We start from the raw sequence: 22,520 nt of genomic DNA on the forward strand, positions 1-22,520 counted from the left end.
TTCTGGAGCGCCGCCTCATCCGCCCAGCCCTCGCGAACCGCCATCGCGCACGGCCTCGTCGGCAGGCGATGCCTGCAGCACGTCATTGCCGACCATGTAGGGAAAGCCCCGGAAATCGAGGCTGTTGGCGAAGCGGTCGCGGCAGGTCGCAAAGCGCTTGTCGCAACCGGCCGCGAAATCGGGATGGCTGGCCGGAACCCCGCAGCGCGCATCGCCCAGCTCGGCATCACAGCGCCGCGCGAAGACGCGGCCGATCACGCGCTCCAGCCGGTGCGCCGGACCGAGCAGGTCCGCCTCGAACCGGCCATCGCGGCGGCGGATCTCGCCGATCTCGCCGGAGGCCGTCTTCACGCGCAAGTCCGGGTTCGACCAGTCGACGCGCCAGGTCTCGACCTGCGCCCCGGCCCACAGGCCGGCTTCCAGGTCCGCTTCGGTCAGCACCGTATCGTCCAGCCCGCCCAGGAGGGCAGATTGACCGGGCGCGAAACCTGCAGCCTGTTCGCTGTCGCCTGTCCCGAAGCCGCTGTCGGCGCGGTAGGCGACGCCGTCGATGACGAGCGTACGGTCATGATCGGTAAAGCCGAAGATCGCGCCGTCGCGGCGCTCCACACGCCAGCACCAGGCGAGCGTGGTCACGCCGCTGTCGAGAGCGGCCTGCATGTCGGGCGGGATGGCCAGCATGGCGATCCTTTCGTGTCAGGGGAGAAGCTCGATCAGCGGCACGGGACCCGGCCCGGCCGCCCCGATCGCATCGAGGGAAAAATCCAGCCGGTCCGTGTCGAACCGGACGGGGCAGTCGAACGCGTAGCCGGCGGTGATCCCCGCACCCGGTGGCGGAGCGTCGGAAAGCGTGACGAGACCGGACGTGTGATCGATCGCGGCGGGCGTGACTTCGCTCCCGTCGACCGCAACACGCACACTGCCCGCGACCGGCTTTGCGATCGTCCGGGTCCAGCTTTCGCCGCCGCTTTCATAGTGTTTGACCAGCTGGAAGGCGGTGGCGGCGCCGTCGCCTGTGCCGATCGCCTGATCGGTCGGAGCGGGGCTGGCACTCGGCCCGCAGGAGCGATTGTCGAGCGGGTCGCGGAAGCGGAAACCGTGCAGGCGCCCGCGCCGCGCCTCGAAGAAGGCGGTCAGCAGCGCGGCATCCTCGAGCGTACGGATACCCGGCCCGGCATCCCAGCGGCGGCGGCTGTCGGCGCGCGGCGCATTGCGCTCCTCGCGGCCGGAAGCGAGCGTGACGATCTCGGTCAGGCGCTCCGGTCCGCCCGAGGCACCAAGCGAGACCGAGAAGGGAAAGCGGATTTCATGGAAGGTGCTCATGACCATCGGCTCCCGCGGGCGGCGGCGCGGGCGATCGAGCGGGCGATGCGGCCTTCCGACTGTTCGACCTGACGCAGATCGCTGCCCGGCGCGACATTGATATTGACCGTGACGGCCTGTCCGCCCGGCGCGGCGATGGTGCCGGCGCTTTGCGGCACGAAGACTTCCGGCCCGCGCTCGCCGACCAGATAGCCTCCGCCCGGCACGACCGGTCCGCCATCGGCGCGCGCGCCGAAGAGCGGCAGATCGCCCAGCACGCGGTCGAGCAGCTGGCCGACCGGGCGCTCGATGAACTGCTCGGCCGCAAGGCGGGCCAGATCGCGCAGGATGGCGTCGGTCAGGCGTTTGAAACTCAGCTCGCCGGAACTGGCGGCCCGTGCGAGCGCCCGTTCGATGCTGTCGCCGGCTTTCTCGAAAGCGGCCTCGATGGCCGCTGAGGCTTTTGCGGCCGGCCCGTCGGCGAGCGCTTCGAGCGCGTCACCGGCAGCCTCGGTGTCGAAATCAGTCATGTCGTTTGTCCGGATAGGTCTTGATCAGAGCGTCGAGCGCCGCCCGCCCCAGCGGTTCGGTCTCGCCCGGCTGCGTCAGCGCCCGCCATTCGGCGAGACCGAGCTGCCAGAAGGTGGCGGGCGGGACGCCCAGGCGAAGGGCGTGGCGAAGGGCGGCGCCCCAGTCGGTAGCAGAGCTCACAGCGCGGCCTCGAAAGCGGCGGCCACGGCGTCCGCAGCCGCACTCAGATCGAGCCGCGACGCCCGCAAATCCGCCTCGCCGAGCGCAGATCCGCCCGCGCGCAGCAGGATGGCGAGCACAGCGATCAGGCGATTGGCGTCGAGGCGCGCCCCGTCGGAGCACAGCGCCTCGATCTCGGCGAGCGCGCCCAGGGTCAGGCAGAGCGTCTGCGCCTTGCCGTCTATGACGAGGCTCACCTCGCCGCGCGCGGGATTGGCCATCAGAGCGCCGTGAAGGTCAGCGCGCCAGCCGAGGCCAGCGTCATGGACCAGGCCGCCTCGCCGTCATGCCGGCCGGAATAGTCAAGCGCCGCCACGAGAAAAGCGCCCTCGATTACGCCGAAATCGGGGATGACGAGCTGCCATTCGCGTGCCGCCTGGTCGAAGAAGGCCTGGCGCACCTGCGCATCGGCCGCCGCATCGACGAAGACGCCGGCACCGGAGACCGAGCAGGTCTTCACGCCCGCCCCGGCCAGCAATTCGCGCCATCCGCCGGCGCTGTCCGCCGAGGTTACGTCGACCGTACGAGCATTGAGGGAGATGGTCTTGGCGCGAAGGCCGGCGGCTGCGGTGAAGCTTTGGGGCTCGGCGCCGTCGCCGATCTTCACCAGCACGTCCTTTCCGGACTGGACTGTCATGGTGTTTCCTTTCGGATTGTCAGAGTCAGCTGCGCGCGATCAGGGCGCGCAGACGAATGAGGCCGCGCTTCACGCGCGGATCGCGGGTGGCGAAACCGTCCGAATAGGCCGGCCCCAGCGAGACCAGCCGCCAGGGTGCAGGCAGGACGATGTCGATTTCCCGGATCGCTTCTCGTACAGCGGCTGTGGTGGGCATGGCGTCCCGGTCGCGGCACCAGATATCGAGGGTGAGACGGTGCTCGATCAGCGTCACCTCCGCTGCGCCCTGCTCCCGGCTCTCGGCCTTGCCCCAGCTCGCATGCGGATAGGCCGCATCGCGCGAGCGCTCCTCGTAGAGGCGGAGCGGACTGCCGAGCACGGTCTGGACCGCCGGACTGGCCGCCATGGCGCCGGTCAGCGCGGTGCGGAACGCCTCCTCCGGCGCACTCACAGCGATCGCCTCCGCCAGGGTGCGAGCAGGCTTTCCACTTCGGGCGTCAGAGCGTCCGTGCCGGAACCACCCGCATACATCGCCTCGACCAGCCGCGTGACAGCTTCGACGAGCGGTGACGGGATATCGTCGGGACTGTCGCCATAGCCGGCGCGATAGCGGATCTCGATCCCGCCGGCCGCGCGGGCCGGTTCGGGAAACTCGTAGCCGGGGCGCAGGACGAGCCGGCCCGGATCGGACAGCGTATCCACGAAAAACGCCGCCGGATCGATCTCCGACGGCGTATCGTCTGCGCCATATATCGTGACCGCCTCGAGGGCGGTCAGGGGTGGCTTTAGCAATCGGAACCGCGTGCCGAAGGCCGTCAGCCGGCCATCACCCCACCAGCTGTCCCGGCGTTCCAGCCAGGTCTGGGAGAGAAGCGCCCGCCCGGTTTCCCGCTCGACGCGTTCCCGTGCGATCTGTATCCAGAGTTTGATCTGGCCGTCCTGGCTATTGTCCGGCACGCGCAATCGCGCCCGCGCCGTCGACAGGACCAGCGGCTCCACCGCAGGCGGTGTGATGAGTGTGAGGGACATGGGACATAACTCCACATCTGAGGTGAAACACGCGAATGCGGCGCTCAACGCCCTGCTCGCCTGGCTACTCGCCATTCTCTTGACCGGCGCGCCGAGCCTGGCTCTGAGCTATTTCGTGGTCGAGCTGATCGCCGGTCCGGAGGCCGGATTGCTGGCGCGCGACGGCTGGCTGCTGGCCTGGACGCTGCCCGGTCTGGTGCTGACTGCCCTTCTCGTCCGTCCGGTCGAGAACCGGGTGCGGCGCTGGGGGTACAGCCTGCCGGAGGCGGGCGCGGCGCATGGCATGGACGCCAATAGCGACACAATCGGCGATGCCGCCCGCGAGGCGCTCGAGGCGCGCCTCGCGGACGAGCTCCGGCGTAAGGATTAGCTCACGCCGAACTTCAGCAGCTTGATCGCCTCGTAGTCCTGCACGCCGCCGCCGACGCGCTTGGTGGTGTAGAAGAGGACGTAGGGCTTGGCCGAGAACGGGTCGCGCAGCACGTCAACGCCCTGGCGGTCGAGTACGAGATAGCCCTTCTCGAAATCGCCGAACGCGATGGAGACGCTGTCCGCGCCGATATCCGGCATGTCCTCGGCTTCGGTGACCGGATAGCCCAGCAGGGTCGACGTGCCGCCTTCCGAGAGCGAGGGCTGCCAGAGATAATTGCCGTCCGCATCCTTGAAGCGGCGCACGGCGGAGACCGTCCGGCGGTTCATCACGAAACGGCCGCGCGTGCGATAGCCGGTCTTCGGCGCGTAGATGAGATCGATCAGCGCATCGCCCGGATCGGCCGCGTCGAAGCCGCCGGACGTGCCCGTCGCAACATAGCCGAGCTGGCCCCAGGCCTGGGCGCCTTCCGCGGCAGAGGCATAGCTCAGAAAGCCCTTCGGCTTGCCGATACCGTCGCCGGAGACGAAGGCGGCGCTTTCCTGCACGGCGAAGACGTCGCGCACTTCCTCGGCCAGCCACTGGTCGATATCGACCATGGCATCGTCGAGCAGCTGCTGCGTCGCCGCAGGCATGGCGTAGATCTCGGCGGTCGGGAAGTCGATCAGGTCGAGCGTGGCGCCATCCGTCTCCGGACGCGCCGCCGTCTCGGCCACCCAGCCCGCCGTGGCGCCGCCGCGCGAGACCGGCTTGCGGAAGGTCGCCGCATTGGTCTGGCGCACCGAGGCGATGGAGCGGATCGGCGAGGCTTCGGTGAGAAGACGGTCGATACGCGCCTCGGTCTCGGCCGGGACGACATAGCCGCCATCGGGATCGGAGCCGGCGCTGAGCGATTTGGCCTCGGAGAAGCCCGCCGCATCGCCGCGGCGCATATAGCGCGAGAAGGCCTCGCCCTCGGCGCTGCGCTGTTCCGGCGCGCCGCCAAGGCCCGGACGGGCACCTTCCATGAGCAGGCGGTCGAGGGCGGATTTCTGGTCGCTGACGGCCTGGTCGATACGGGCGACCTTTTCCTCGAGCAGCACGTCGGCGGAGGATTTGCGGCCGATCTCGTCGAGGCGTTCGTCATTGGCGGACTTGAAGGCCTCGAAGGCGGCGAGCACCTCGCCGAGCGCGGCGCGGGTTTCGCCGTCGGTGGCCATCTTGGTTTCCTTGGAAGTCGCAGATTGGGTCATGAAGACATCCTGTTACTGAAAGGGGATGGAGGGATGGATCAGGCCGCCCGCGCGGCGGCGACAGCGTCATCGCTGACGAGACGCAGCCGGGCCTGGGGCAGCATGGGGAAGGTAACGATCGAGACCTCCCAGAGGTCGACCGCGATGAGGGAGCGCCCGCGCGGACGGCGCGGGGCGGAGCGGCGGGTGCGAAATCCGATGGAGAGCCCGTCCACCGCACCGCGCCGGACAAGACCGGCCACGGTACGGCTACGTGGGCCGGCCGGCAGGATCTCGCCTTTCACGAAGAGGCCGCGCTGGTCCTCGTGGAGCTCGGTCCACAGGCCGACGGGTTCGGACGGATCGTGCTGGAAGAGCATGGGCACGGACTTGCCGGCCCGCAGGCTGTCCGCGAAGGCGCCGCGCAGGACGACATCGCCGGAGAGGTCGGCCAGCGAAAAGAGGCTGGCATGACCTTCGATGAGAAGCGGTCGGGTCATGGCCTACTCCTCGATCCGGCGTTCGATACGGGTGAGGCTCTCGCGGACGAGCCGCATCTCCGCTTCCAGCCGCGCCAGACGTTCGGCGAGCGGGCTCTGGCGGGCACTCTGGGTTTCCAGCTGGTCGAGGCGTTCGCCGACCCGGCCGGACCAGATCAGCGCACCGGAGGTCTGCAGTCCGAGCGCGACGAGGACGCCGAGCGTGACCTGTCTCTGGAGTGTCCATTGGGGACGATCGCTCATGCCGCGCCCTCCCCGTCCAGCGACCCGGGCGCGTTGCCGGGTCTGATCTCGAGCCCTTCGCCGAACCAGGGCCGGAGCCAGGTCGTGAGCGCGCGCGCCGTCTTGGCCACGAGAGGCGTCACGGTCTGGCGCCGGAAGGCCTCGTTCGCCTCGCGGTAATTGGCATAGGTATTGTCGCCCGGCAGGCCGAGCAGGAGCGGCGGCACGCCGAAGGCGAGCGCGATCTCCCGCGCTGCCTCGCGTCTTGCCTGGGTGAAATCCATCTCCGCCGGGGAGAGCGCCATCGGCTTCCAGTCGAGCCCGCCTTCCAGCAGGAGCGGCCGGCCCGCATTGCCCGGCCCCGAATGCGACTGGACGAGTTCGGCCTTGAGCCGGTCGAACTGTTCCTCGGTGAGCTGACCGTCGGCGCCGTTGAAGACGAGCGCGCCCGAGGGCCGCGCCGCATTCTCCATCAGCGCCCGCGCCCAGTCCGATCCGGCCGTGTGAAGGTCGAGCGCCCGGCCCGCCGGTTCGAGCGGCGAGAGCCCGTAATGATCGTCGCCGGGATGGAAGAGGCGGATGTGGAAAACCGGTGCGCGTCCGCTCACCCGGTCGCGCATGAAACGCCGGGACTTGCCGTTGACGGCATACTCCCAGCCCTCCGGCCAGCCGCGCGGACCTTCCAGTATACGCATGCGATCCGGGCGCAGGGCGAAGAGTTCGCGCGGCGTATCGTCGAGGCTGGCGAGCTCGATATAGGCATTTCCCGCCAGCTGTAGATAACCGTAGAGGGTTTCCCACAGCTCGGCCCCGGACTGGTCCGGATTGGGCCGCGCGAGCAGCGCCTGCGCCGCGCCGTCGCTGGCCTCGAAAGGCACCGAGGCCGCCGCCTCGGCGATCAGCCTGACGCAGCGATTGACGATGGCATTGCGCGCATAGCCCGCCTGCATCATGGCCGGCAGGGCCCGCGGCGACCATCCGGTGCCGCGGATCGCGTCCAGCGTCATGAGCCGGCTGGACACAGCCGTCTTCGTCTCCCGGCCAAACAGCCGGTCGAGCCAATTCGCCATGGCGAATTCCTCCTGGTTTGAAATCCGTCTTTCAGAGATGCCGCAGGCGCGGGGCGGCCTGCGGCTTGAGCATGAGCTCGCTGAGCGCCCAGACGAGCGCATCGACACGGTCCGGGCTGGAACGCGGACCGTCCGGCGCCCCGAAGGCGCACATCTGGTCTTCCAGCGCCGGGAAGCGCGCCGCATGACCGACCCGGCCCGCCGCATAGAGCGCCGCCACCGGCTCGGCCCGCACATGCTTGCCCCGGCTGGCATGGACCAGGCGGACCGGCAGGCTGTGATCGGCCGCCTTGAGCACCGAGCGCACCATCTCTCCGCCCTGATTGGCCTCGGCCACCACCGCATCGGCCTGCCAGTCGTGAAAGGCCGCCGCGACCCGGCCCGCCCAGTCGGCCGGCATGGCCGGACCGAAGGAGAGATCGGCGAGCACGACGCCCCGGCGCGACAGGCCCTGCCCGTACGCACCCGCGACGACGATGCCGCACTCGTCCGCCCTGGCCGAGCCCGTGGCCGGCGGATCGACCGCCACCACGATGCGGTCGAGATCGGGCGCCTCCTGCGTCATGCTTGCGCCCTCGACCTGGTCGCGCGACCAGAGCGCACCGGGCGGGTCGTCGATCAGCACGCCCTCGATTTCCTGCCGCCCCAGCGCCGAACCGCCATAGGCGGCCTCCATCGCGGCGAGGAAGCCGGGTGCCAGATTGTCGGCATTCTCCGAGGTCGGCTGATAACTGGTCGTCACGCCATCGGACGCGACCAGACGCTTGAGCGCCGGGATGGGGCGCGGCGTGGTGGTCAGCATGAGCCGGGGCCGCTCGCCGAGACGAAGCCCCATGCGCAGCGTGTCGAGCGCCCGCTGCGGATCGCTCCAGGCCGCGAACTCGTCGCCCCACCCGATCTCGAATTGCGGTCCGCGCAGTCCGTCCGGGTCTTCGGCGGAGAAACCGTAGGCCATCGCTCCGCCGGGCCAGACAAGACGTTTGCGGCTGGCCTCGTAGCGCGGACGCTGCCAGGGCGGACCGATATTGAGCAGGCCGGACGGCCCCTCGATCATCACCTCGCGCACATCGTTGAAGGTCGGCGCGACCAGAGCGACGCGTTTGACGCCGCGCTTCACCTGGCTACGAATCCATTCCGCGCCGGCGCGCGTCTTGCCGGCGCCCCGCCCGCCGAGAAACAGCCAGATCAGCCACTCGTCCGGCGGCGGCGTCTGGGCGTCGCTCCGGCTCAGCTGGAACTCGTCGACGATGACCAGTGCCGCCTCAGTCGTCAGCCCCGGCAAGGCTTTGAGCTGATCCCGGGGGCTCGCATCGAGAAAGGATTCGACTTCGGATTCGATCACGGAGTACCGCGATGCCTTCATCATCGAGTTCGCTCGCACTGATGTCATCGGCCTTTATCTCCTCCACCGGAGACGTCGGCGCCGGTATTCCGCTCTTGGCCATTTCCCGCTCCACGATTTGTTGCGACCTTGCCAGCCTGGCCAGCGCGTCGCTGATTGCCTTCGCCTTCCCGAACTTGTCGTCGAGCGTGAGGCCCTCGATCAGCTTGAGTTTGCGCCGGTAGCCTTCGGCCCTGAGCTGAGCCCGCGTGTCCGGCGACAGCTTGCGGTGCGCCGCACTGCGCTTGCGCACATGCTGCACTGACAGCCCGACGATCGCGGCAATCTCTTCGGCTTTGAGGCCAGCCTCCCAGAGACACATCACGCCTTCCCATTCGACGGCGTCGCGCCGTCCTGTTCCTGCTTTTCCAGACATGCCTCATCATGACCCGGCGCCGTGGCCGGTCGGATTGGTTGCCTGCGCTTTCGAACAAGCCGCTGATTTTTCCCTAAATTTTCCATGGGCTTTGCGGGACAAGTGGTCGGTTATCCACATATCCGGAATAAAACGCCGTTCTGGCAATGGTTTAGCTTCGCGCGTGCTTGGCCTATGGTGAATCGCACCGGGCGGTTCGTACCCCGCCCCGACAGGATGAGCCGGAGCCGGTAGAGTCGACATGCCCTTCAATTTGTTCGGAGACCCGGAGCGTTCCGAGATGGCCAGCGGGCCCGACACAACCGTCTACGCGGAACTCGAACGCCAGCGAGACATGCTGCGACAGGCCCAGCGAATTGCGCGCATCGGGTCGTGGGAACTCGACCTTCAGACCGGCAGTCTGACCTGGTCGGATGAGGTCTACCGGATTTTCGGGCTCGAGCCGGGCGAGATCGAGCCGAGCTACGAAACCTTCCTGGAAAAGGTCCATCCGGACGACCGGGATGCGGTCAACGCTGCCTATACACGCTCCCTGGAAACGCAAAAGCCCTATCGCATCACCCACCGGCTGAACGCCCGCTCCGGCGAGGAAAGCTGGGTCGAGGAACAATGCGAGACGGAATTCGCCCCCGACGGCTCCGCCCTCATCTCGCGCGGCACCGTCCAGGACATCACCCGGGCAAGGGCCGCCGGCATCGCGCTCGCCAAGAGCGAGGCCACGCTACGCTCCATCCTCGATGCGAATACCGAAGCGATCCTGGTCACCGGCACGGATCGCCGCATCCGCATGTTCAGCCATGGTGCCGAAGACATGTTCGCCTGCACCGCCTCGGACGCGATCGGCCAGCCGGCCGAAACCTATATTCCCGAAACCGGGCGTGCGGCTTTCCTGGAGCATTTCGAACGCGTCCTGGCCGGCGCAGCCGGCAATATCGGCGGCCGGACCACGCAATCCCTCACCGCGCAGCGCGCCACGGGTGAGGAATTCCCCGCCGACCTCTCGCTCACGCTCAGCGAAGCGGGCGAGGAAACCCTGGTTACCCTGATCATTCGCGACATGTCCGACCGGCGCAGCTATGAGGAGACCCTGCGTCTGGCCCTGCAGCGCGCCGAAGCCGGCAATCGTGCCAAATCGGCTTTTATCGCCAATATGAGCCATGAATTGCGCACGCCCCTGAACGGCGTTCTGGGCATGCTCTCCATGGTTCTGGGTTCGGACCTGCCGGAGCAGACCCGGCGCCAGCTCGGCATCGCCAGATCCTGCGGCGAGGACCTGCTGCAATTGCTGGGCGATATCCTCGACCTGTCCAAGATCGACGCGGGCCGGGTGGAGATCGGACGGGAACCGCTCGATCTCCGCAGGATCGTCACGCGTGCGATCGACCTGCATCATCCTGCCGCCAGCGAGAAAGCGCTCGCCCTGTCCTGCGAATTCTCCGACCGGCTGGGCGAAACCTATCTGGGCGATGCCACCGCCCTGCAGCAGGTATTGAACAATCTGGTCTCGAACGCGGTCAAATTCACCGGCAGCGGGTCGGTACGGATTTTTGCCGATGCCGAGACATGCGAGGACGGACCTGATCAGGTGACGATCCGCGTGACCGATACGGGGATAGGCATCGCGGACACCGACTGCGAGCATATTTTCGGGCGTTTCACCCAGGTCGACGAGTCGAGCACGCGTGCCCATGGCGGCTCCGGTCTCGGCCTCGCCATCGTGAAGGGCCTGATTGATGCCATGAACGGAGAAATCGAGCTCGAAAGCGAACCGGGAAAAGGGACGACTTTCACGGTAAGCTTTCCGCTTGCATGCGCCGTTTGATCCGGACCCGTACGGCGCCGGCCGGCCTTTCGCTTCTCGCGATCGAGGCAGTTGAAAATGGAGCGCGTGAATGACCGAAGCGGCCAAGCCGGATCGGCCAAACGTCCTTATCGTCGACGACGATCCCGTCAACCGGGAGATTTTCCGCTGGGCGCTGGAGCCCTTGTGTCATCTGACCGAGCGGGTGAACGGGATCGGCGTGGCCGATCACATCCGCGAGACGCGGCCCCGTGTGGTCTTTCTCGACCTGATGATGCCGATGGTGGACGGGTTCGAAGTGATCGAGGAATTGCGGACGCTCGCCCCGGACCTGCTCTGCCGCGTCGTGGTCGTCACTGCGGCCATGGACCATCCCAAGGCCGAAGCGATCAATGCCGCCGGCGACGTCCCGATCCATTTGCGTCCCTATGACAATGCGGACATCGTCGAACTCTACCAGAAATACGTCCAGTAGAGCGGCCTAGTCCTCGCCCGGCCACTCCACGATGTGCTTGTCCCAGTCGACCTCGTCGAATTCGTCTTCGGAGACGACCTGCCGGCGTACGGATATGCCCGCCTCATGGGTGGAGACGGCCTGGCCGGTGATCAGCGGATGCCAGTCCGGCAAGTCCTCGCCCTTGGCGACGAGGCGATAGGCGCAGGTTTTCGGCATCCAGTCGAGCTGGCGGACATTGTCGGGCGTCAGGATGACGCAATCGTCCACCTTCGCCTTGCGGTTCGCATAGTCCTTGCAGCGGCAGGTTTCCGGATCGAAAAGCCGGCAGGCGATGTCCGTCGTCAGGCGCATGCCCGTATCCTCGTCCTCGAGCTGGACGAGACAGCATTTGCCGCAACCGTCGCACAGGGATTCCCATTCCTGCCGGGTCATGTCCTCGAGCGATTTCAGCTTCCAGAAGGGCGCCGTCATGCTTTACCGCCTGAATTTGGCCGCGTTTATCGGGCTTGAGACTTGCCTTTTCCCCGCCCGTGTTGGACAGGTCGGGGATTGCGTGAGGGCCGCTATAGCATGGATCAATTGCCGTTTCGTGCCGATCAGCTGATGCAAGTGCAGCATCGACAGCGGCGCCTGTTCGCCATTCTCGGCGGCGGCGCCCTGCTGCTGGTGCTCGCTGCGACCACGGCAGCGGTCTGGCTGTGGGTGTGGGCTTTCCACGACCTACCGGCAGCGCCGCAGAGCGCGGCCGAGCTCTGGGCCGTGCGGCGCGAGCCCTCGGTCACCCTGATGGACCGCGACGACAATGTGCTGGCCGTGCGGGGACCGCTCTATGCGCGCGCCGTGGGCCTGGACGAGCTGCCCGACCATGTGTCCCAGGCCTTCCTCGCCATCGAGGACCAGCGCTTCTACCAGCATTCCGGCGTCGACGTCCGCGGCGTGATGCGGGCGCTCTGGGTCAATTTCCGGGCCGGGTCATCGGTCCAGGGCGGCTCGACCATCACCATGCAGCTGGTCAAGAATCTCGTCCTGACGCCGGAACGCCAGGTGCGGCGGAAGCTGCAGGAGATGCGCCTCGCCCGCCAGATCGAGACCAATCTGAGCAAGACCGAGATCCTCGAGCTTTATCTCAACCGGATCTATCTCGGCGCCCGGGCCTTCGGCGTGGAAGCGGCGGCGCAGCGCTATTTCTCCAAATCCGCGACCGAGCTCAGCCTGGCCGAGGCGGCCCTGCTCGCCGCCCTGCCCAAAGCGCCCAGCCGGCTCGACCCGACCGTCAATCTCGACGCCGCCCAGGCGCGCGCCGCGCAGGTCCTCGCCGCCATGTACGAAGCCGGCTTCATTACCGAAGAGGCCCAGCTGGACGCCCTCGCCAATCCCGCCGTGCCGGTCGCGGACACGTCGGATCCGGCCGGGGCGGCCATGTGGGGACACGCTTTCGACTATGCGCTGAGCGAGGCGGAGACGCTGCTTATGGGCGACGTGCCCGATCTGGTCATTCACACCACGCTCGACCCGGAGCTATCCCTCGCCGCGCACGACACGATCGAGCGTCTGCTCGACGACCGGGGCGAGGCGCAAGGCGCCAGCGAAGCGGCCATCATGCTGCTGGCGCCCGACGGCGCCGTCACGGCCTTTGCCGGTGGTCGCGATTACGCGGAAAGCCAGTTCAACCGCGCCATCCAGGCTCAGCGCCAGCCCGGCTCGGCCTTCAAGCCGGTCGTCTTCACCGCGGCGCTGGAAGCGGGTTACGAGCCTTCCTCCGCGATCTGGGACGAGCCCATCGATCTGGACGGCTGGACGCCGCAGAATTTCGGCGGAAACTATCGCGGTCTCGTCACCCTGCAGGACGCCTTGCGCCGCTCGATCAACACGGTCGCCGCCCAGGTCGGTCAGGAAGTCGGGATCGAGCGCATCGCCGGGCTGGGTCATCGTATGGGCATCGAGTCGGACATTCCCGTCCTGCCCGCCATCGCGCTGGGAGCGGCCGAGGTCAATCTGCTGGAACTGACCTCCGTCTATGCCGTCTTCGCCAATGACGGGGTGCGGCGCGAGCCCTATTTCGTGCGCACAATCACCAATTCACGCGGCGACGTGCTCTACGAGCACGGTACTTCCGCATCCACGCGGGCGATCTCGACCGATACGGCGCAGGCCATGTCGACCATGCTCCAGGATGTTGTGCTGACCGGCACCGGACGCCGCGCCGCGCTGGCCGACCGGCCCGCCGGCGGCAAGACCGGAACGAGCCAGTCCTTCCGCGATGCCTGGTTCATCGGCTTCACCGCCGACTACACCGCCGGCGTCTGGGTCGGCAATGACGATGACAGCCCGATGGACGACGTCACCGGCGGCGGACTGCCGGCGCAGATCTGGCACGATTTCATGACTCAGGTTCACGAGGACCTGCCGCCGCGCCCGCTCAGCGCTCCGGCACCGCGCACGCGTTCGGAGCGCGAGGAGCGCCTCGCCGCCTTCTATTCGGACCTGTCGGCCGCATTCTCCGAACTGCTGGTACCGGCCTCGCCCCCCAGCGAGCGCTGAACCAGCGCGGACAGGGTGGCGATCTCCCGGCGCAGACCGGCGACCTCGGTATGCAGCGCATCGCGATCGGCCTCGGCCTCGGCATCGCGCGCTTCCTCGTCGTCGAAATGCTTGGACTGCAGGCTGTCGACGATGATGGCGATGAAGAGATTGAGCACGGCGAAGCTCGTCAGCACGATGAAGACGAGGAAAAACAGCCAGGCCCAGGGATGGTATTCCATCACCGGGATCGCAACATCGCTCGCCCAGCCTTCCAGCGTCATGACCTGGAAGAGCGCAAAGGCACTGTCGCCCAGCGTGCCGAAGCGCTCCGGATTGGTCTCCGAATAGAGCTTCGTCGCCATCACGGACGAGACGTAGAACATCAGCAGCAGGACCGCGATGATCGCGCCCATGCCCGGGATCGCCCGCAGCAGCGCCTCGATCACCTTGCGCATGTCCGGCATGACCGAGAAGAGACGGAAGGCGCGCAGGATGCGCAGCGCCCGCAGGACCGAGAATCCGCCGGCATCGGGCAGGATGGACACACCGATCACGAAGACGTCGAACCAGTTCCAACCGGACGTGAAGAAACGGTGCCGGTAGGCGGCGAGCTTGAGCAGGATTTCGCAAACGAATATCGCCACGACGATGCGGTCGAAAAGCGGCAGATAGTCGGTGAACCACTTGCCCTCATAGGGATAGGTCTCGATCCCGAGCGTGATTGCATTGATCACGATCAGCGTCATGATCACATTGCGGAACAGCTCGCTTTCGACGATGCGCACCAGCAGGCCCGGTTCGCGCGCGGTCACGTTGTCCATGAATCCCCTCCAGTGAGCGCTCCTCCTATCGCCGCTTACCCTCAAGTTCAACGCCGATCTGAAGGATTTGTTAGCCCGTACGCGGCAGTTTGCCGGCATGAAACGCTTCGCACCATACGCTGCCGCTCTCGGCCTAGCCCTCCTTTCGCTTGCCGGAACCGGCGCTGCCGTATCGGCTGACGACGTCATGCCCGGATGGGCCCGCCGGGGTGCCGTCTATCAGCGAACGGAGATGGACCAGGGCACGGCGCGCGCCTGCGCCTCCTTGTGCGACCTCGACGGGCAGTGCCAGGCCTGGGTCTGGACCCGGCCGGGCCTGCAGGGTCCGGATGCGGTCTGCAGCCTGCTCTCCACCGCTCACACGCCCTATCGTGCGCCGGGCCAGACGACCGGGCTGGGTGCCGGTCTGCGCGCCTCCATCGACAGCGCGGCAGAGCGTCCGCCGTCCGAACGCGAGATCGAGGCGCTGATGGCGCTGGAGGCCCCGCTGCACCACTAGCAGCGCGCCGGCACAGGCCTGGCGCCAGGCAGGCGAAACCGGACAATTTGCGGCAATGCAGGCACGGTTTCTTTACCCGTCGCGGGCATTCTGACCGGGACGAGGAGACGTGGAACCTGTCATGGCGGTCAACAGCAAGCTGAACAATCTGGTTGAACTGGCGAAGGAAAAGTCGAGCGACCGGCGGCGTACCCTGCTGCGCGAGGTCACCGATCTGTTCTTCGACGAGCCGCCGGAACAGGGCAGCGGCGAATCCGCCGAATTCGACAATATCCTGACAGCGCTGGCCGAGCAGACCGTACAGGAAGCCCGAGAGGAACTCGCCGAGCGCTTCGCCGACGCGCCGCAAGCGCCGCGCGGTCTCGTCCTCAAGCTCGCTCATGATGCGATCGAGGTCGCCGGTCCGGTCCTGGCCCGCTCCACCGTGCTCAATGATGACGATTTGGTCGGGCTCGCCGAGAGCGCCGGACAGACGCACCTCAAGGCCATTTCCCAGCGCGACAAGGTCTCCGAGCGCGTCTCCGACACCATCGTTCGCCATGGCGACGACGACACGGTGGCCCAGCTGATCCGCAATGACGGCGCACGCCTGTCGCGCGCGACCTACGAAGTCGTCACCGAACGCGCCGAGCAGTCCGAAGTGCTCCAGGGACCGCTGGTCGAGCGGGCCGACACGCCGAACGACCTGCTGGCCGACATGATGCTGACCGTGGGCAAGCGCCTGCGCGACAAGATTTCCGAGCGCTTCGAGAATGCCGATCAGGCTGCGATCGAACAGGCCATGGCGGCGTCCCAGGCCCGCCTCGCGGCGCGCATGGAAGAGGACGAGCAGATCGAGGAGGCCCGCAAATACGTGCGCTCCATGGCCGTCCGCAAGCGGCTCAACGGCTCCCTCCTCGCCAATCTCCTGCGCGAGCAGCAAAAAGCGCGCTTCTACGTCGCCTTCGCCGAGCTGACCGGTGTCGACATCGTCGCCGCCCGGCGCGCCATCGACCAGGACAGCGTCGATCCGCTCGCCCTGATCTGCAAGGCGAACGATTTCGACAAGGCGCTCTTCGTGACCCTCGCCGTCCTGCGCAGCTCGGCCTCCTCCAGCGCCTTCGCGGACGCCAAGGAGCTGGGCACGCTCTACGACTACATTTCCAAGGAAGACGCCGAACGCGCCATGCGCTTCTGGCGCATGCGCCGGGACATGGCGGCCTAGGATTTCGCGCTTCCTTCTTCCCCGCATGCGGGGAAGTGGACCGATGCGCAGCATCGGGTCGAAGAGGCGGCCGCAGGCCGTGTCGGCAAGTCCGGCTCCGCCGGCCCTTCCCCATGAATGGGAAGGAAAGCCGTGTTCCCCCGGGTTTCTTCCATCACCCCGTCCGGGATGACAAATCCTCCGGGACAAAAGCAACTAATAGGATTTGTATATCAAATCCTCCTGTCCCTATAGTCCGCGCATGGATCAGGACTACCAGGCCGATTTCCAGGCCTTTCAGGACTTTCTCGACCGGACCGGTATCGCCATATCCGTCGAGCCGGGCGCCCCGGCTCTGGAGGATGCGGATGCCTGGGACGTTCTGATCGGCTCGGAGGCCGGGCCGCTGCGCATCACCGTGTTCGACGAATATGGCGATGCCCGTTCGGGCGATCCGTTTCTCTGCCTGGTCTGCCTCGCATACGAATTCGACGGGCTCAGCGATCCGGGCTCGCTGGAGGCCTGGGCCGCCGAGAATGGCCTCGACCCGGAGGCTCCGGCGGTCGAGGCGCTGTTCCGGCGCAATACCGAAGCGCGGCGGATTTTCCTCGAGCGCCATGGCGCCCCGCCCGACCGGGTGACCTGTCTGGACTGGCAGCTCAACGCCGGGCTCGCACAGGCGCTGAGACGGCATGCCGGACTGATCGGCTAGGACTTGCCCGAAATCGCCGCCGCGGCCGACGACGCGTCACCGGAGGGCGGGGAAAACACTTCCGCTCCGCTTTCGATGTAGACGCTGGTCGAGGGGAAGGCGAATTCCGTGCCGGCGCCCTCGACGGTCTCCTTGATGAAGAAGGCGAGATCCTCCTTCAGGCGCAGCCACTCGCCCCAATTCGTCGTCTTGGTGAAGCAGTAGAGCATGAAGTCGATCGAGGACGGGCCGAAGCTGTCCACGCGCATGAAGGTCGAGACCTCCGGCGCCTGGGCGTATTCCGGATGCGAGGTGACGTAGCCCAGCACCTTGTCGCGGATTTCCTGCAGCTGCTCGACCGTGGTGTCGTAGCGCACACCGATGATCCAGTAGGTCCGGCGGTGCGTCATGCGGGAGAAATTGGTGACGGCGTTGTCGGCCAGTTTCGCGTTCGGCACGTAGACCGGACCCTTGTCGAAACGGCGCACCAGGGTGGAGCGGAAATTGATCTCCTCCACCGTGCCCTCGACCACGCCGTCCACCTTGATCCAGTCGCCCGGCAGGAAGCGTTTCTCGGTCAGGATCAGCAAGCCGGCGATGAGGTTCTTGAAGAGATCCTGCGCACCCAGGCCGATGGCCACGCCGAACAGACCGAGACCGGCCACCACGCCGGCGACGGGAATGTCCCAGATCTGCAGGACCGCCGCCGCACCGATCACGATGAAGACCAGACGCAAAGCCTTGGTCAGCCACTCGATCATCACCGGTGTCAGCGCGTTCTGGATACTGCGCATGGCCCGCGAGAGCGGCTCGACCGTGTTGTGCAGCGCCCAGAAGATCGCAATCACGATCAGCGACTGGATCAGCTGATGGCCGCGCAGATCCCCCTCGCCGCCGAACTGGAGAATGTTCAGCGAGAAGAAGAGCGCGACGATGACCGGGACCAGTTTCAGCGGACCGGCCAGGGCCTCGACGACCGCATCGTCGAGATCGGTCTGGCTGCGCCCGGCGAGCGTCTTCAGCGCACCGACCAGCCAGCGCGCGACGAGCCCGCGGAACAGGAAACCCGCCAGCAGGACCAGCACGGCGAGCGCGCCCTGCCCGACGCTCACGCCGAGGAAGGATGTATTCCAGACCTCCACCGTCATCTGCCAGAGCTCGTCAAACTGCTCGATCATTCCCGCAACTCCCTGCTTGCGCGCGCAGGTTTAGCGTGGCTTGCGGCATGGTTCCAGCGGGAGACACGCTTCGTCTTCCCCCGCCGGGGGAAGTGGGCTGCGGCAAGGCCGCAGCTCGAAGGGGGCCTGCACCTTATCCTGTACCACCCCCTCCGCCGGCTTTGCCGGCACCTCCCCCGATGGGGGAGGACGAATTCCTAGACCGACCGCTCTTTCGCCCGGTGGAAGGTCACGTCCGGGAATTTCTCTTCCGAATAGGACACATCCCAGGCGCTCTTGGCGAGATAGACCGGGTCGCCATTGATGTCTTCGGCCATGGCGGATTTGTGCCGGTCGGCGAAGGCCTCGATCTTGTCGCGCTCGCCGGATAGCCAGCGGGCGGTGTCGTAGGGCGCCGGCTCGAAATCGACCTCGAGGCCATACTCCGCCGCCACGCGCTCGCGCATCACGTCGATCTGCAGCGCCCCGACCGCGCCGACGATGAAGTCGCCGCCCATGACCGGACGGAAGAGCTGGGTGACGCCCTCCTCGGCGAGGCTTTCCAGCGCCTTCTTGAGGTGTTTCGCCTTGAGCGGATCGGCCAGCCGGGCACGGCGCAGGATTTCCGGCGCGAAATTCGGGATGCCCGAAAAGCGCAGCTTGCCGCTCTCCGACAGGCTGTCGCCGACCCGAAGCGTGCCGTGGTTCGGAACGCCCATCACATCGCCGGCAAAGGCCTCGTCCGCGATCTCGCGGTCCTGGGCGAAGAAGAGGATGGGCGAGGAGACGGTGAGCTGCTTGCCCTGCTCGGTCTTCAGCTTCATGCCGCGTTTGAACTTGCCCGAGCACAGGCGCACGAAGGCGACGCGGTCGCGGTGATTGGGGTCCATATTCGCCTGGACCTTGAAAACGAAGCCGGCGACTTCCTTGCCGCCTGGCTCGACCTCGATTTCCTTGCCGTTCTGGATCGCCTCGACGGGCGCCGGCCCCGGAATGAAATCGGCCAGACCTTCCAGCAGTTCGCGCACGCCGAAGCCGCGCAGGGCCGAGCCGAAGAAGACTGGCGTCAGATGGCCTTCCAGAAAGCTCTGCTGGTTGTAAGGCGGGCACAGCTCGGAGGCGACTTCGGCGCCCTCGCGCACCTCATCCAGTTCCTCTTCGGAGAGAAGATTCGCGATCTCGTTGCCATTGACATCGTAGCGCGGGCTGGCCGCTTCCGGATCGCGGTCCTCGCCGGGCTTCTGATAGGCGACGAAGTCCTCGCTGCGCAGATCCAGCACGCCCTTGAAGCGATTGCCCGAGCCGCAAGGCCATTGCATCGGCGCGGTATCGAGGGCGAGCTTCTCCTGAATGTCTTCGAGCAGGTCGACCGGGTCGAGCGCTTCGCGGTCCATCTTGTTGACGAAGGTCACGATCGGAATGTCGCGCAGGCGGCAGACCTCGACCAGTTTCAGGGTCCGCGGCTCAACGCCCTTGGCCGCGTCGAGCACCATGATGGCGCTGTCGGCCGCGGTGAGCGTGCGATAGGTGTCCTCGGAGAAGTCCTCGTGGCCCGGCGTGTCGAGCAGGTTGAAGAGAAGACAGCGGTGCTCGAAGGTCATGACCGAGGCCGAGACCGAGATACCGCGCTCCTGTTCGATCTTCATCCAGTCCGACTGGGTGCGCCGGTTCTCGCCGCGCGCGCGCACCTGGCCGGCCAGGCGGATGGCGCCGGCGGAGAGCAGCAGCGTCTCGGTCAGTGTCGTCTTACCGGCGTCCGGGTGCGAGATGATGGCGAAGGAGCGGCGGCGCGCCCATTCCGGTGCGTCGGTGGTCTGGGTGGTCATGATCGGCTCACGGTCGGTTGAAGCCGGTCGGTTACCCGTTCCCCCCCCATCATGCAAGGGCTTCAGGCAAGGGCCCCGGACGCAGGCTGCGGAGGAAACCGGACCTCAGGCCGCGTGGTGCCAGACCGACGCATTGACGATATCCGCCCCCAGGGGGCCCGCATCCTGGCGCCTGAGCAGATAGGCCAGCGTGGTGAAGGTGATCTGAGCATAGCGCAGCCCGACATCCTTCGGTCCCTCGGCGCCGGGCGCCGCGACGGCCAGCAGCGCGTTCGCGCCCGGTGCGACATGGCTGATCAGGACGGCGAGGTCCCTGGCCCGATCGGGCCGGTTCCGCGGGAAAACCGGATCATTATAGATCGCCTCGCGCACGAGCTGGTTCAGCTGCGCGGCGGTCAAGTCATTGACCTGGGAGGGGTTCAAGGGCGCGCTGATATTGTCCAGCGCCACTTTGATATCACCCAGATCGAAGACGACATCGTTGAACAGAAACAACATCGAATACACAACCAGTTGAGCGAAATGAACGCGGACAGAATGCGCCTCCCGCGTTAATGATTCTCTACCGGACAGGCTTAACGGCGTGCCTCTAGCCGTCCGCCTCGACAGGCTCGGTCAGGAAGTGCCGCCCGGCCCGGTCCTCGATCTCGATCAGCCAGAGGTCCGGGTCGTCATCCACGCGTCCGCGGCAATAGGCGTCCGCATCCGGCTCCGGCACGGGCGCGTCGCGAAACAGGGTCCACAGCCGCTCCCCGTTTTCGTCCCGGACCGGGACATAGAGGTGTGCCAGACGGTCACCATCGACAACTTTCAGGAGAACCGCGCCCGCATCTTCGTCTCCACGGCGAATCACATAGGCGGCGGCAAGTCCCGATTCAGCCCGTCGAATCAAGGCGTCTACCCAGAATTTGGTCTTTAGCGAACTCATTTCCGTTGATGGCAGCCCAATTGCTTAATAATGTCTTAAACGGGTGAGGGAGCGTTTCATGTTCGTACGTGTAGTGTCGACTACGGTTGCCGCTTTGGCCATCGTGACTGTCAATGCGTTTTCGGGCCTGGCTCAGGGGGATGAGAGCCGGGATGCAGCAACCTCAGTGGAGGATGCCGCAGCCATTCACGCGGAATTGCCGGTCAATACGGAAGAACGCACGCTCGCGGACCTCGAGGGCGGTGCGGATGCTTTCGTGCTTTCGACCTCGCGTCCGCAATCGCGCATCCGCTTCGACCTCCCGCCGCATGTGGCCGCCTCGGAAGCCTGGCTCCGCCTCGCTGCCCGTCCGGCCAGCGACAGCACGGCCGGCCTGATCCACGTCTCCGTCAATGGCGGCGAAGCCATCACCATCCGCCCGCAGGCGCGTCCGATGGAAGCCCGTTTCGCCCTCTTCTCCGGCGATCTGCAAGCCGGCGAAAACGTTCTCGAGATCGCCTATTCCACTGAAACGGCCGCCGCCGGCTGGATCGTCGATGCCCGCCGCTCCCAGCTCCGCCTGACGCTGGAGCCGATCGAGCCGGTCGATACGCTGGACGCGCTCGAGCACGCCCTTGCTGCCGATTTCGCCGCACCGCGCCGCATCGCCCTGCTTACCGACGAGAGCCGCGAGCGCGTGACCCTGGAAAGCCTCGTCGCCCAGGCCATCGCCCTGCGCGCCGGCACGGTCCCGCTCTTCACCTCCGATCCGCAAACTGCCGACCTTATCGTGCGCATTGCCGAATTCGACGGCCTCGGCGCCCGTGACCGCGGCGCCCTTCGCAATGAAGGCACCAGCGCCGGCCCGGAGATCGCCTTCTATAATGACGGTGTCCCGCGCATCGTGGTGACCGGCCGCGATCTGGACGAAGCGACCGCCGCCGCCCGCCTCATGGCAGCGCGTGCCTTCTCGGGCTATGAGCGCAATTTCCTTGCTTCGGACGCGATCAGCGCACAGCGCCTCGGCCAGCGCCAGGTACGCGGGACCGGTGACCTCATGCAGGAGGCCGATCTTCGCTCTTTCGCCACGTCCGGACTTCCCTTCAGCGCCAATCAGGGATCGTTGACCGCCGTCCAGATCGCCTCGCAACGCGACGCCGATCGTCACGGCGCCCTGTCGGTGCTGGCGCGTGCCGCCCTGATAAGCGGCGAGGCCTGGCTCTATGCCTGGTACGGCGATACGGCGGAGACGGCTCCGGCCAACCACAACCTTCTCGTCATCGGCCCGGGCAGCACGCGCCTGGATGCGGTCGAGCGCAATGCGCCGGCCGAGTTGCGCGCCGGCCTGCGTGCCGCCGAACGCTCGCGCGGCGAACGCGGCCTGATGCGTCTCGCGGCGGCAGCCTATGCCGATGATGTCGATATGCCGGTCGAAACGGCCCGCGATCTCGGCGTCGGCGTGGCCTCCCTTTTCCGCGATCGCGGCAATTCCGATCGCTGGATCGCCACCCTGACGGCGCCGGAAAGCGCCTCCTTCGAAAGCGCGGGCCGCAGCCTCGCCCGCTCCAATCTCTGGGGCGCGCTGGAAGGCCGTGCCGCCGTATGGAGCTCGCGCGGCGTGACGCCGCTGGACTTCTCCGTGGCGCCGCCGACCCTGGTCGACCGCCTGCGCGAATTTGCCGTGGATCATACCCGCGATGCCGCCTTCATCCTGTTCGGCGCCGCTCTGCTCATGCTGATGCGCGGCATGGTCCGCCGGCGCCGCCGCGTGCATGCCTGATCGGATCCACGCAATCGCTCGCATTTGCGACTGCGGCACAACCCACTG

General features: G+C 66.8%; 28 protein-coding genes. 8 read left to right on the forward strand and 20 right to left on the reverse strand.

The window, feature by feature from the left end; translation table 11 throughout:
- Positions 1 to 15: 15 nt before the first annotated feature.
- The 8 genes from AC13HB_RS01355 to AC13HB_RS01390 are packed head-to-tail and all read right to left on the reverse strand — an operon-like array spanning position 16 to position 3,697.
- Positions 16 to 681 carry a DUF2163 domain-containing protein gene (locus AC13HB_RS01355; RefSeq protein ID WP_482947919.1) on the reverse strand — a complete coding sequence of 222 codons (666 nt, stop codon included), beginning with the start codon at positions 679 to 681 and terminating at the stop codon, positions 16 to 18.
- A 15-nt stretch (positions 682 to 696) separates the two neighbouring features.
- The gene (locus AC13HB_RS01360; RefSeq protein WP_482947920.1) at positions 697 to 1,323 is read right to left on the reverse strand and encodes a phage distal tail protein, Rcc01695 family; all 627 of its coding nucleotides are present in this window, start codon (positions 1,321 to 1,323) and stop codon (positions 697 to 699) included.
- The gene (locus AC13HB_RS01365; protein WP_482947921.1) at positions 1,320 to 1,832 is read right to left on the reverse strand and encodes a phage tail tape measure C-terminal domain-containing protein; all 513 of its coding nucleotides are present in this window, start codon (positions 1,830 to 1,832) and stop codon (positions 1,320 to 1,322) included. The genes AC13HB_RS01360 and AC13HB_RS01365 overlap by 4 nt, the downstream gene beginning before the upstream one ends.
- On the reverse strand, positions 1,825 to 2,013 hold the full coding sequence (locus AC13HB_RS01370) for a phage tail assembly chaperone (RefSeq protein WP_482947922.1): 189 nt from the start codon (positions 2,011 to 2,013) through the stop codon (positions 1,825 to 1,827). Before AC13HB_RS01370 ends, AC13HB_RS01365 begins: the two co-directional genes overlap by 8 nt.
- Entirely contained in the window at positions 2,010 to 2,273 is a 264-nt protein-coding gene (locus AC13HB_RS01375; RefSeq protein ID WP_482947923.1) for a GTA-gp10 family protein, read from the reverse strand. Before AC13HB_RS01375 ends, AC13HB_RS01370 begins: the two co-directional genes overlap by 4 nt.
- Complete coding sequence (locus AC13HB_RS01380) at positions 2,273 to 2,689, reverse strand: phage major tail protein, TP901-1 family (RefSeq protein ID WP_482947924.1); 417 nt, start codon at positions 2,687 to 2,689, stop codon at positions 2,273 to 2,275. Before AC13HB_RS01380 ends, AC13HB_RS01375 begins: the two co-directional genes overlap by 1 nt.
- Before the next feature lie 25 nt (positions 2,690 to 2,714).
- Positions 2,715 to 3,119 carry a DUF3168 domain-containing protein gene (locus AC13HB_RS01385; RefSeq protein WP_482947925.1) on the reverse strand — a complete coding sequence of 135 codons (405 nt, stop codon included), beginning with the start codon at positions 3,117 to 3,119 and terminating at the stop codon, positions 2,715 to 2,717.
- Positions 3,116 to 3,697: a head-tail connector protein gene (locus AC13HB_RS01390; RefSeq protein ID WP_482947926.1), complete on the reverse strand. Its 582-nt coding sequence runs from the start codon at positions 3,695 to 3,697 to the stop codon at positions 3,116 to 3,118. Before AC13HB_RS01390 ends, AC13HB_RS01385 begins: the two co-directional genes overlap by 4 nt.
- On the opposite strand from AC13HB_RS01390, the gene AC13HB_RS01395 reads away from it, so the two are divergent.
- Positions 3,696 to 4,067 carry a hypothetical protein gene (locus AC13HB_RS01395; protein WP_482947927.1) on the forward strand — a complete coding sequence of 124 codons (372 nt, stop codon included), beginning with the start codon at positions 3,696 to 3,698 and terminating at the stop codon, positions 4,065 to 4,067. The two genes, AC13HB_RS01390 and AC13HB_RS01395, sit on opposite strands and share 2 nt — an antisense overlap.
- Here AC13HB_RS01395 and AC13HB_RS01400 read toward each other — a convergent pair.
- The 6 genes from AC13HB_RS01400 to AC13HB_RS01425 are packed head-to-tail and all read right to left on the reverse strand — an operon-like array spanning position 4,064 to position 8,827.
- Positions 4,064 to 5,299: a phage major capsid protein gene (locus AC13HB_RS01400; protein WP_482947928.1), complete on the reverse strand. Its 1,236-nt coding sequence runs from the start codon at positions 5,297 to 5,299 to the stop codon at positions 4,064 to 4,066. The two genes, AC13HB_RS01395 and AC13HB_RS01400, sit on opposite strands and share 4 nt — an antisense overlap.
- A gap of 38 nt (positions 5,300 to 5,337) precedes the next feature.
- Complete coding sequence (locus AC13HB_RS01405) at positions 5,338 to 5,778, reverse strand: HK97 family phage prohead protease (protein ID WP_482947929.1); 441 nt, start codon at positions 5,776 to 5,778, stop codon at positions 5,338 to 5,340.
- A gap of 3 nt (positions 5,779 to 5,781) precedes the next feature.
- Positions 5,782 to 6,021 (reverse strand): hypothetical protein, encoded by a 240-nt coding sequence (locus tag AC13HB_RS01410; protein ID WP_482947930.1) that lies wholly within the window; start codon positions 6,019 to 6,021, stop codon positions 5,782 to 5,784.
- Entirely contained in the window at positions 6,018 to 7,070 is a 1,053-nt protein-coding gene (locus AC13HB_RS01415; protein WP_482947931.1) for a phage portal protein, read from the reverse strand. Before AC13HB_RS01415 ends, AC13HB_RS01410 begins: the two co-directional genes overlap by 4 nt.
- 31 nt (positions 7,071 to 7,101) lie before the next feature.
- Entirely contained in the window at positions 7,102 to 8,409 is a 1,308-nt protein-coding gene (locus AC13HB_RS01420; RefSeq protein ID WP_482948012.1) for a DNA-packaging protein, read from the reverse strand.
- Entirely contained in the window at positions 8,333 to 8,827 is a 495-nt protein-coding gene (locus AC13HB_RS01425) for a hypothetical protein (protein ID WP_482947932.1), read from the reverse strand. Before AC13HB_RS01425 ends, AC13HB_RS01420 begins: the two co-directional genes overlap by 77 nt.
- Before the next feature lie 241 nt (positions 8,828 to 9,068).
- On the opposite strand from AC13HB_RS01425, the gene AC13HB_RS01430 reads away from it, so the two are divergent.
- Positions 9,069 to 10,649, forward strand: coding sequence for a PAS domain-containing sensor histidine kinase (locus tag AC13HB_RS01430; protein ID WP_482947933.1), 1,581 nt, complete (start codon positions 9,069 to 9,071; stop codon positions 10,647 to 10,649).
- Positions 10,650 to 10,719: 70 nt separating this feature from the next.
- On the forward strand, positions 10,720 to 11,103 hold the full coding sequence (locus tag AC13HB_RS01435; RefSeq protein WP_482947934.1) for a response regulator: 384 nt from the start codon (positions 10,720 to 10,722) through the stop codon (positions 11,101 to 11,103).
- Positions 11,104 to 11,109: 6 nt separating this feature from the next.
- Here the strand turns inward: AC13HB_RS01435 and AC13HB_RS01440 are convergent, their stop codons facing one another.
- The gene (locus tag AC13HB_RS01440) at positions 11,110 to 11,556 is read right to left on the reverse strand and encodes a YcgN family cysteine cluster protein (RefSeq protein ID WP_482947935.1); all 447 of its coding nucleotides are present in this window, start codon (positions 11,554 to 11,556) and stop codon (positions 11,110 to 11,112) included.
- A gap of 99 nt (positions 11,557 to 11,655) precedes the next feature.
- On the opposite strand from AC13HB_RS01440, the gene AC13HB_RS01445 reads away from it, so the two are divergent.
- Positions 11,656 to 13,626: a transglycosylase domain-containing protein gene (locus tag AC13HB_RS01445; RefSeq protein ID WP_482947936.1), complete on the forward strand. Its 1,971-nt coding sequence runs from the start codon at positions 11,656 to 11,658 to the stop codon at positions 13,624 to 13,626.
- Here AC13HB_RS01445 and AC13HB_RS01450 read toward each other — a convergent pair.
- On the reverse strand, positions 13,560 to 14,429 hold the full coding sequence (locus tag AC13HB_RS01450; RefSeq protein ID WP_482947937.1) for an ion transporter: 870 nt from the start codon (positions 14,427 to 14,429) through the stop codon (positions 13,560 to 13,562). The two genes, AC13HB_RS01445 and AC13HB_RS01450, sit on opposite strands and share 67 nt — an antisense overlap.
- Before the next feature lie 97 nt (positions 14,430 to 14,526).
- Between AC13HB_RS01450 and AC13HB_RS01455 the strand changes: the two genes are divergently transcribed.
- From AC13HB_RS01455 to AC13HB_RS01465, 3 genes are all read left to right on the forward strand, one after another.
- Complete coding sequence (locus tag AC13HB_RS01455) at positions 14,527 to 14,928, forward strand: PAN domain-containing protein (RefSeq protein WP_482947938.1); 402 nt, start codon at positions 14,527 to 14,529, stop codon at positions 14,926 to 14,928.
- Positions 14,929 to 15,049: 121 nt separating this feature from the next.
- The gene (locus tag AC13HB_RS01460) at positions 15,050 to 16,132 is read left to right on the forward strand and encodes a DUF2336 domain-containing protein (RefSeq protein WP_482947939.1); all 1,083 of its coding nucleotides are present in this window, start codon (positions 15,050 to 15,052) and stop codon (positions 16,130 to 16,132) included.
- Between the two features lie 241 nt (positions 16,133 to 16,373).
- Positions 16,374 to 16,823, forward strand: a complete 450-nt coding sequence (locus AC13HB_RS01465; protein ID WP_482947940.1) for a hypothetical protein — start codon at positions 16,374 to 16,376, stop codon at positions 16,821 to 16,823.
- Here AC13HB_RS01465 and AC13HB_RS01470 read toward each other — a convergent pair.
- The 4 genes from AC13HB_RS01470 to AC13HB_RS01485 all read right to left on the reverse strand — a co-directional run bounded on the left by AC13HB_RS01470 (position 16,820) and on the right by AC13HB_RS01485 (position 20,713).
- Complete coding sequence (locus tag AC13HB_RS01470; RefSeq protein WP_482947941.1) at positions 16,820 to 17,980, reverse strand: mechanosensitive ion channel family protein; 1,161 nt, start codon at positions 17,978 to 17,980, stop codon at positions 16,820 to 16,822. The two genes, AC13HB_RS01465 and AC13HB_RS01470, sit on opposite strands and share 4 nt — an antisense overlap.
- Before the next feature lie 197 nt (positions 17,981 to 18,177).
- Positions 18,178 to 19,785, reverse strand: coding sequence for a peptide chain release factor 3 (locus AC13HB_RS01475; protein ID WP_482947942.1), 1,608 nt, complete (start codon positions 19,783 to 19,785; stop codon positions 18,178 to 18,180).
- Between the two features lie 105 nt (positions 19,786 to 19,890).
- The gene (locus tag AC13HB_RS01480) at positions 19,891 to 20,283 is read right to left on the reverse strand and encodes a hypothetical protein (protein ID WP_482947943.1); all 393 of its coding nucleotides are present in this window, start codon (positions 20,281 to 20,283) and stop codon (positions 19,891 to 19,893) included.
- 91 nt (positions 20,284 to 20,374) lie between these two features.
- Positions 20,375 to 20,713, reverse strand: coding sequence for a DUF1491 family protein (locus tag AC13HB_RS01485; protein ID WP_482947944.1), 339 nt, complete (start codon positions 20,711 to 20,713; stop codon positions 20,375 to 20,377).
- Positions 20,714 to 20,771: 58 nt separating this feature from the next.
- On the opposite strand from AC13HB_RS01485, the gene AC13HB_RS01490 reads away from it, so the two are divergent.
- Positions 20,772 to 22,472 (forward strand): hypothetical protein, encoded by a 1,701-nt coding sequence (locus AC13HB_RS01490; RefSeq protein WP_482947945.1) that lies wholly within the window; start codon positions 20,772 to 20,774, stop codon positions 22,470 to 22,472.
- The last annotated feature ends 48 nt before the right edge of the window (positions 22,473 to 22,520 follow it).

This window comes from Maricaulis sp. B-26, from assembly GCF_056857855.1.

Bases quoted from the DNA above. Each gene is read 5' to 3' on its own strand.
- AC13HB_RS01355 (WP_482947919.1), bottom strand. From the start codon at position 681: ATGCTGGCCATCCCGCCCGACATGCAGGCCGCTCTCGACAGCGGCGTG.
- AC13HB_RS01360 (WP_482947920.1), bottom strand. From the start codon at position 1,323: ATGAGCACCTTCCATGAAATCCGCTTTCCCTTCTCGGTCTCGCTTGGT.
- AC13HB_RS01365 (WP_482947921.1), bottom strand. From the start codon at position 1,832: ATGACTGATTTCGACACCGAGGCTGCCGGTGACGCGCTCGAAGCGCTC.
- AC13HB_RS01375 (WP_482947923.1), bottom strand. From the start codon at position 2,273: ATGGCCAATCCCGCGCGCGGCGAGGTGAGCCTCGTCATAGACGGCAAG.
- AC13HB_RS01380 (WP_482947924.1), bottom strand. From the start codon at position 2,689: ATGACAGTCCAGTCCGGAAAGGACGTGCTGGTGAAGATCGGCGACGGC.
- AC13HB_RS01395 (WP_482947927.1), top strand. From the start codon at position 3,696: ATGGGACATAACTCCACATCTGAGGTGAAACACGCGAATGCGGCGCTC.
- AC13HB_RS01390 (WP_482947926.1), bottom strand. From the start codon at position 3,697: ATGTCCCTCACACTCATCACACCGCCTGCGGTGGAGCCGCTGGTCCTG.
- AC13HB_RS01400 (WP_482947928.1), bottom strand. From the start codon at position 5,299: ATGACCCAATCTGCGACTTCCAAGGAAACCAAGATGGCCACCGACGGC.
- AC13HB_RS01405 (WP_482947929.1), bottom strand. From the start codon at position 5,778: ATGACCCGACCGCTTCTCATCGAAGGTCATGCCAGCCTCTTTTCGCTG.
- AC13HB_RS01410 (WP_482947930.1), bottom strand. From the start codon at position 6,021: ATGAGCGATCGTCCCCAATGGACACTCCAGAGACAGGTCACGCTCGGC.
- AC13HB_RS01415 (WP_482947931.1), bottom strand. From the start codon at position 7,070: ATGGCGAATTGGCTCGACCGGCTGTTTGGCCGGGAGACGAAGACGGCT.
- AC13HB_RS01425 (WP_482947932.1), bottom strand. From the start codon at position 8,827: ATGTCTGGAAAAGCAGGAACAGGACGGCGCGACGCCGTCGAATGGGAA.
- AC13HB_RS01430 (WP_482947933.1), top strand. From the start codon at position 9,069: ATGCCCTTCAATTTGTTCGGAGACCCGGAGCGTTCCGAGATGGCCAGC.
- AC13HB_RS01435 (WP_482947934.1), top strand. From the start codon at position 10,720: ATGACCGAAGCGGCCAAGCCGGATCGGCCAAACGTCCTTATCGTCGAC.
- AC13HB_RS01440 (WP_482947935.1), bottom strand. From the start codon at position 11,556: ATGACGGCGCCCTTCTGGAAGCTGAAATCGCTCGAGGACATGACCCGG.
- AC13HB_RS01445 (WP_482947936.1), top strand. From the start codon at position 11,656: ATGGATCAATTGCCGTTTCGTGCCGATCAGCTGATGCAAGTGCAGCAT.
- AC13HB_RS01450 (WP_482947937.1), bottom strand. From the start codon at position 14,429: ATGGACAACGTGACCGCGCGCGAACCGGGCCTGCTGGTGCGCATCGTC.
- AC13HB_RS01455 (WP_482947938.1), top strand. From the start codon at position 14,527: ATGAAACGCTTCGCACCATACGCTGCCGCTCTCGGCCTAGCCCTCCTT.
- AC13HB_RS01460 (WP_482947939.1), top strand. From the start codon at position 15,050: ATGGCGGTCAACAGCAAGCTGAACAATCTGGTTGAACTGGCGAAGGAA.
- AC13HB_RS01465 (WP_482947940.1), top strand. From the start codon at position 16,374: ATGGATCAGGACTACCAGGCCGATTTCCAGGCCTTTCAGGACTTTCTC.
- AC13HB_RS01470 (WP_482947941.1), bottom strand. From the start codon at position 17,980: ATGATCGAGCAGTTTGACGAGCTCTGGCAGATGACGGTGGAGGTCTGG.
- AC13HB_RS01475 (WP_482947942.1), bottom strand. From the start codon at position 19,785: ATGACCACCCAGACCACCGACGCACCGGAATGGGCGCGCCGCCGCTCC.
- AC13HB_RS01480 (WP_482947943.1), bottom strand. From the start codon at position 20,283: ATGTTGTTTCTGTTCAACGATGTCGTCTTCGATCTGGGTGATATCAAA.
- AC13HB_RS01485 (WP_482947944.1), bottom strand. From the start codon at position 20,713: ATGAGTTCGCTAAAGACCAAATTCTGGGTAGACGCCTTGATTCGACGG.
- AC13HB_RS01490 (WP_482947945.1), top strand. From the start codon at position 20,772: ATGTTCGTACGTGTAGTGTCGACTACGGTTGCCGCTTTGGCCATCGTG.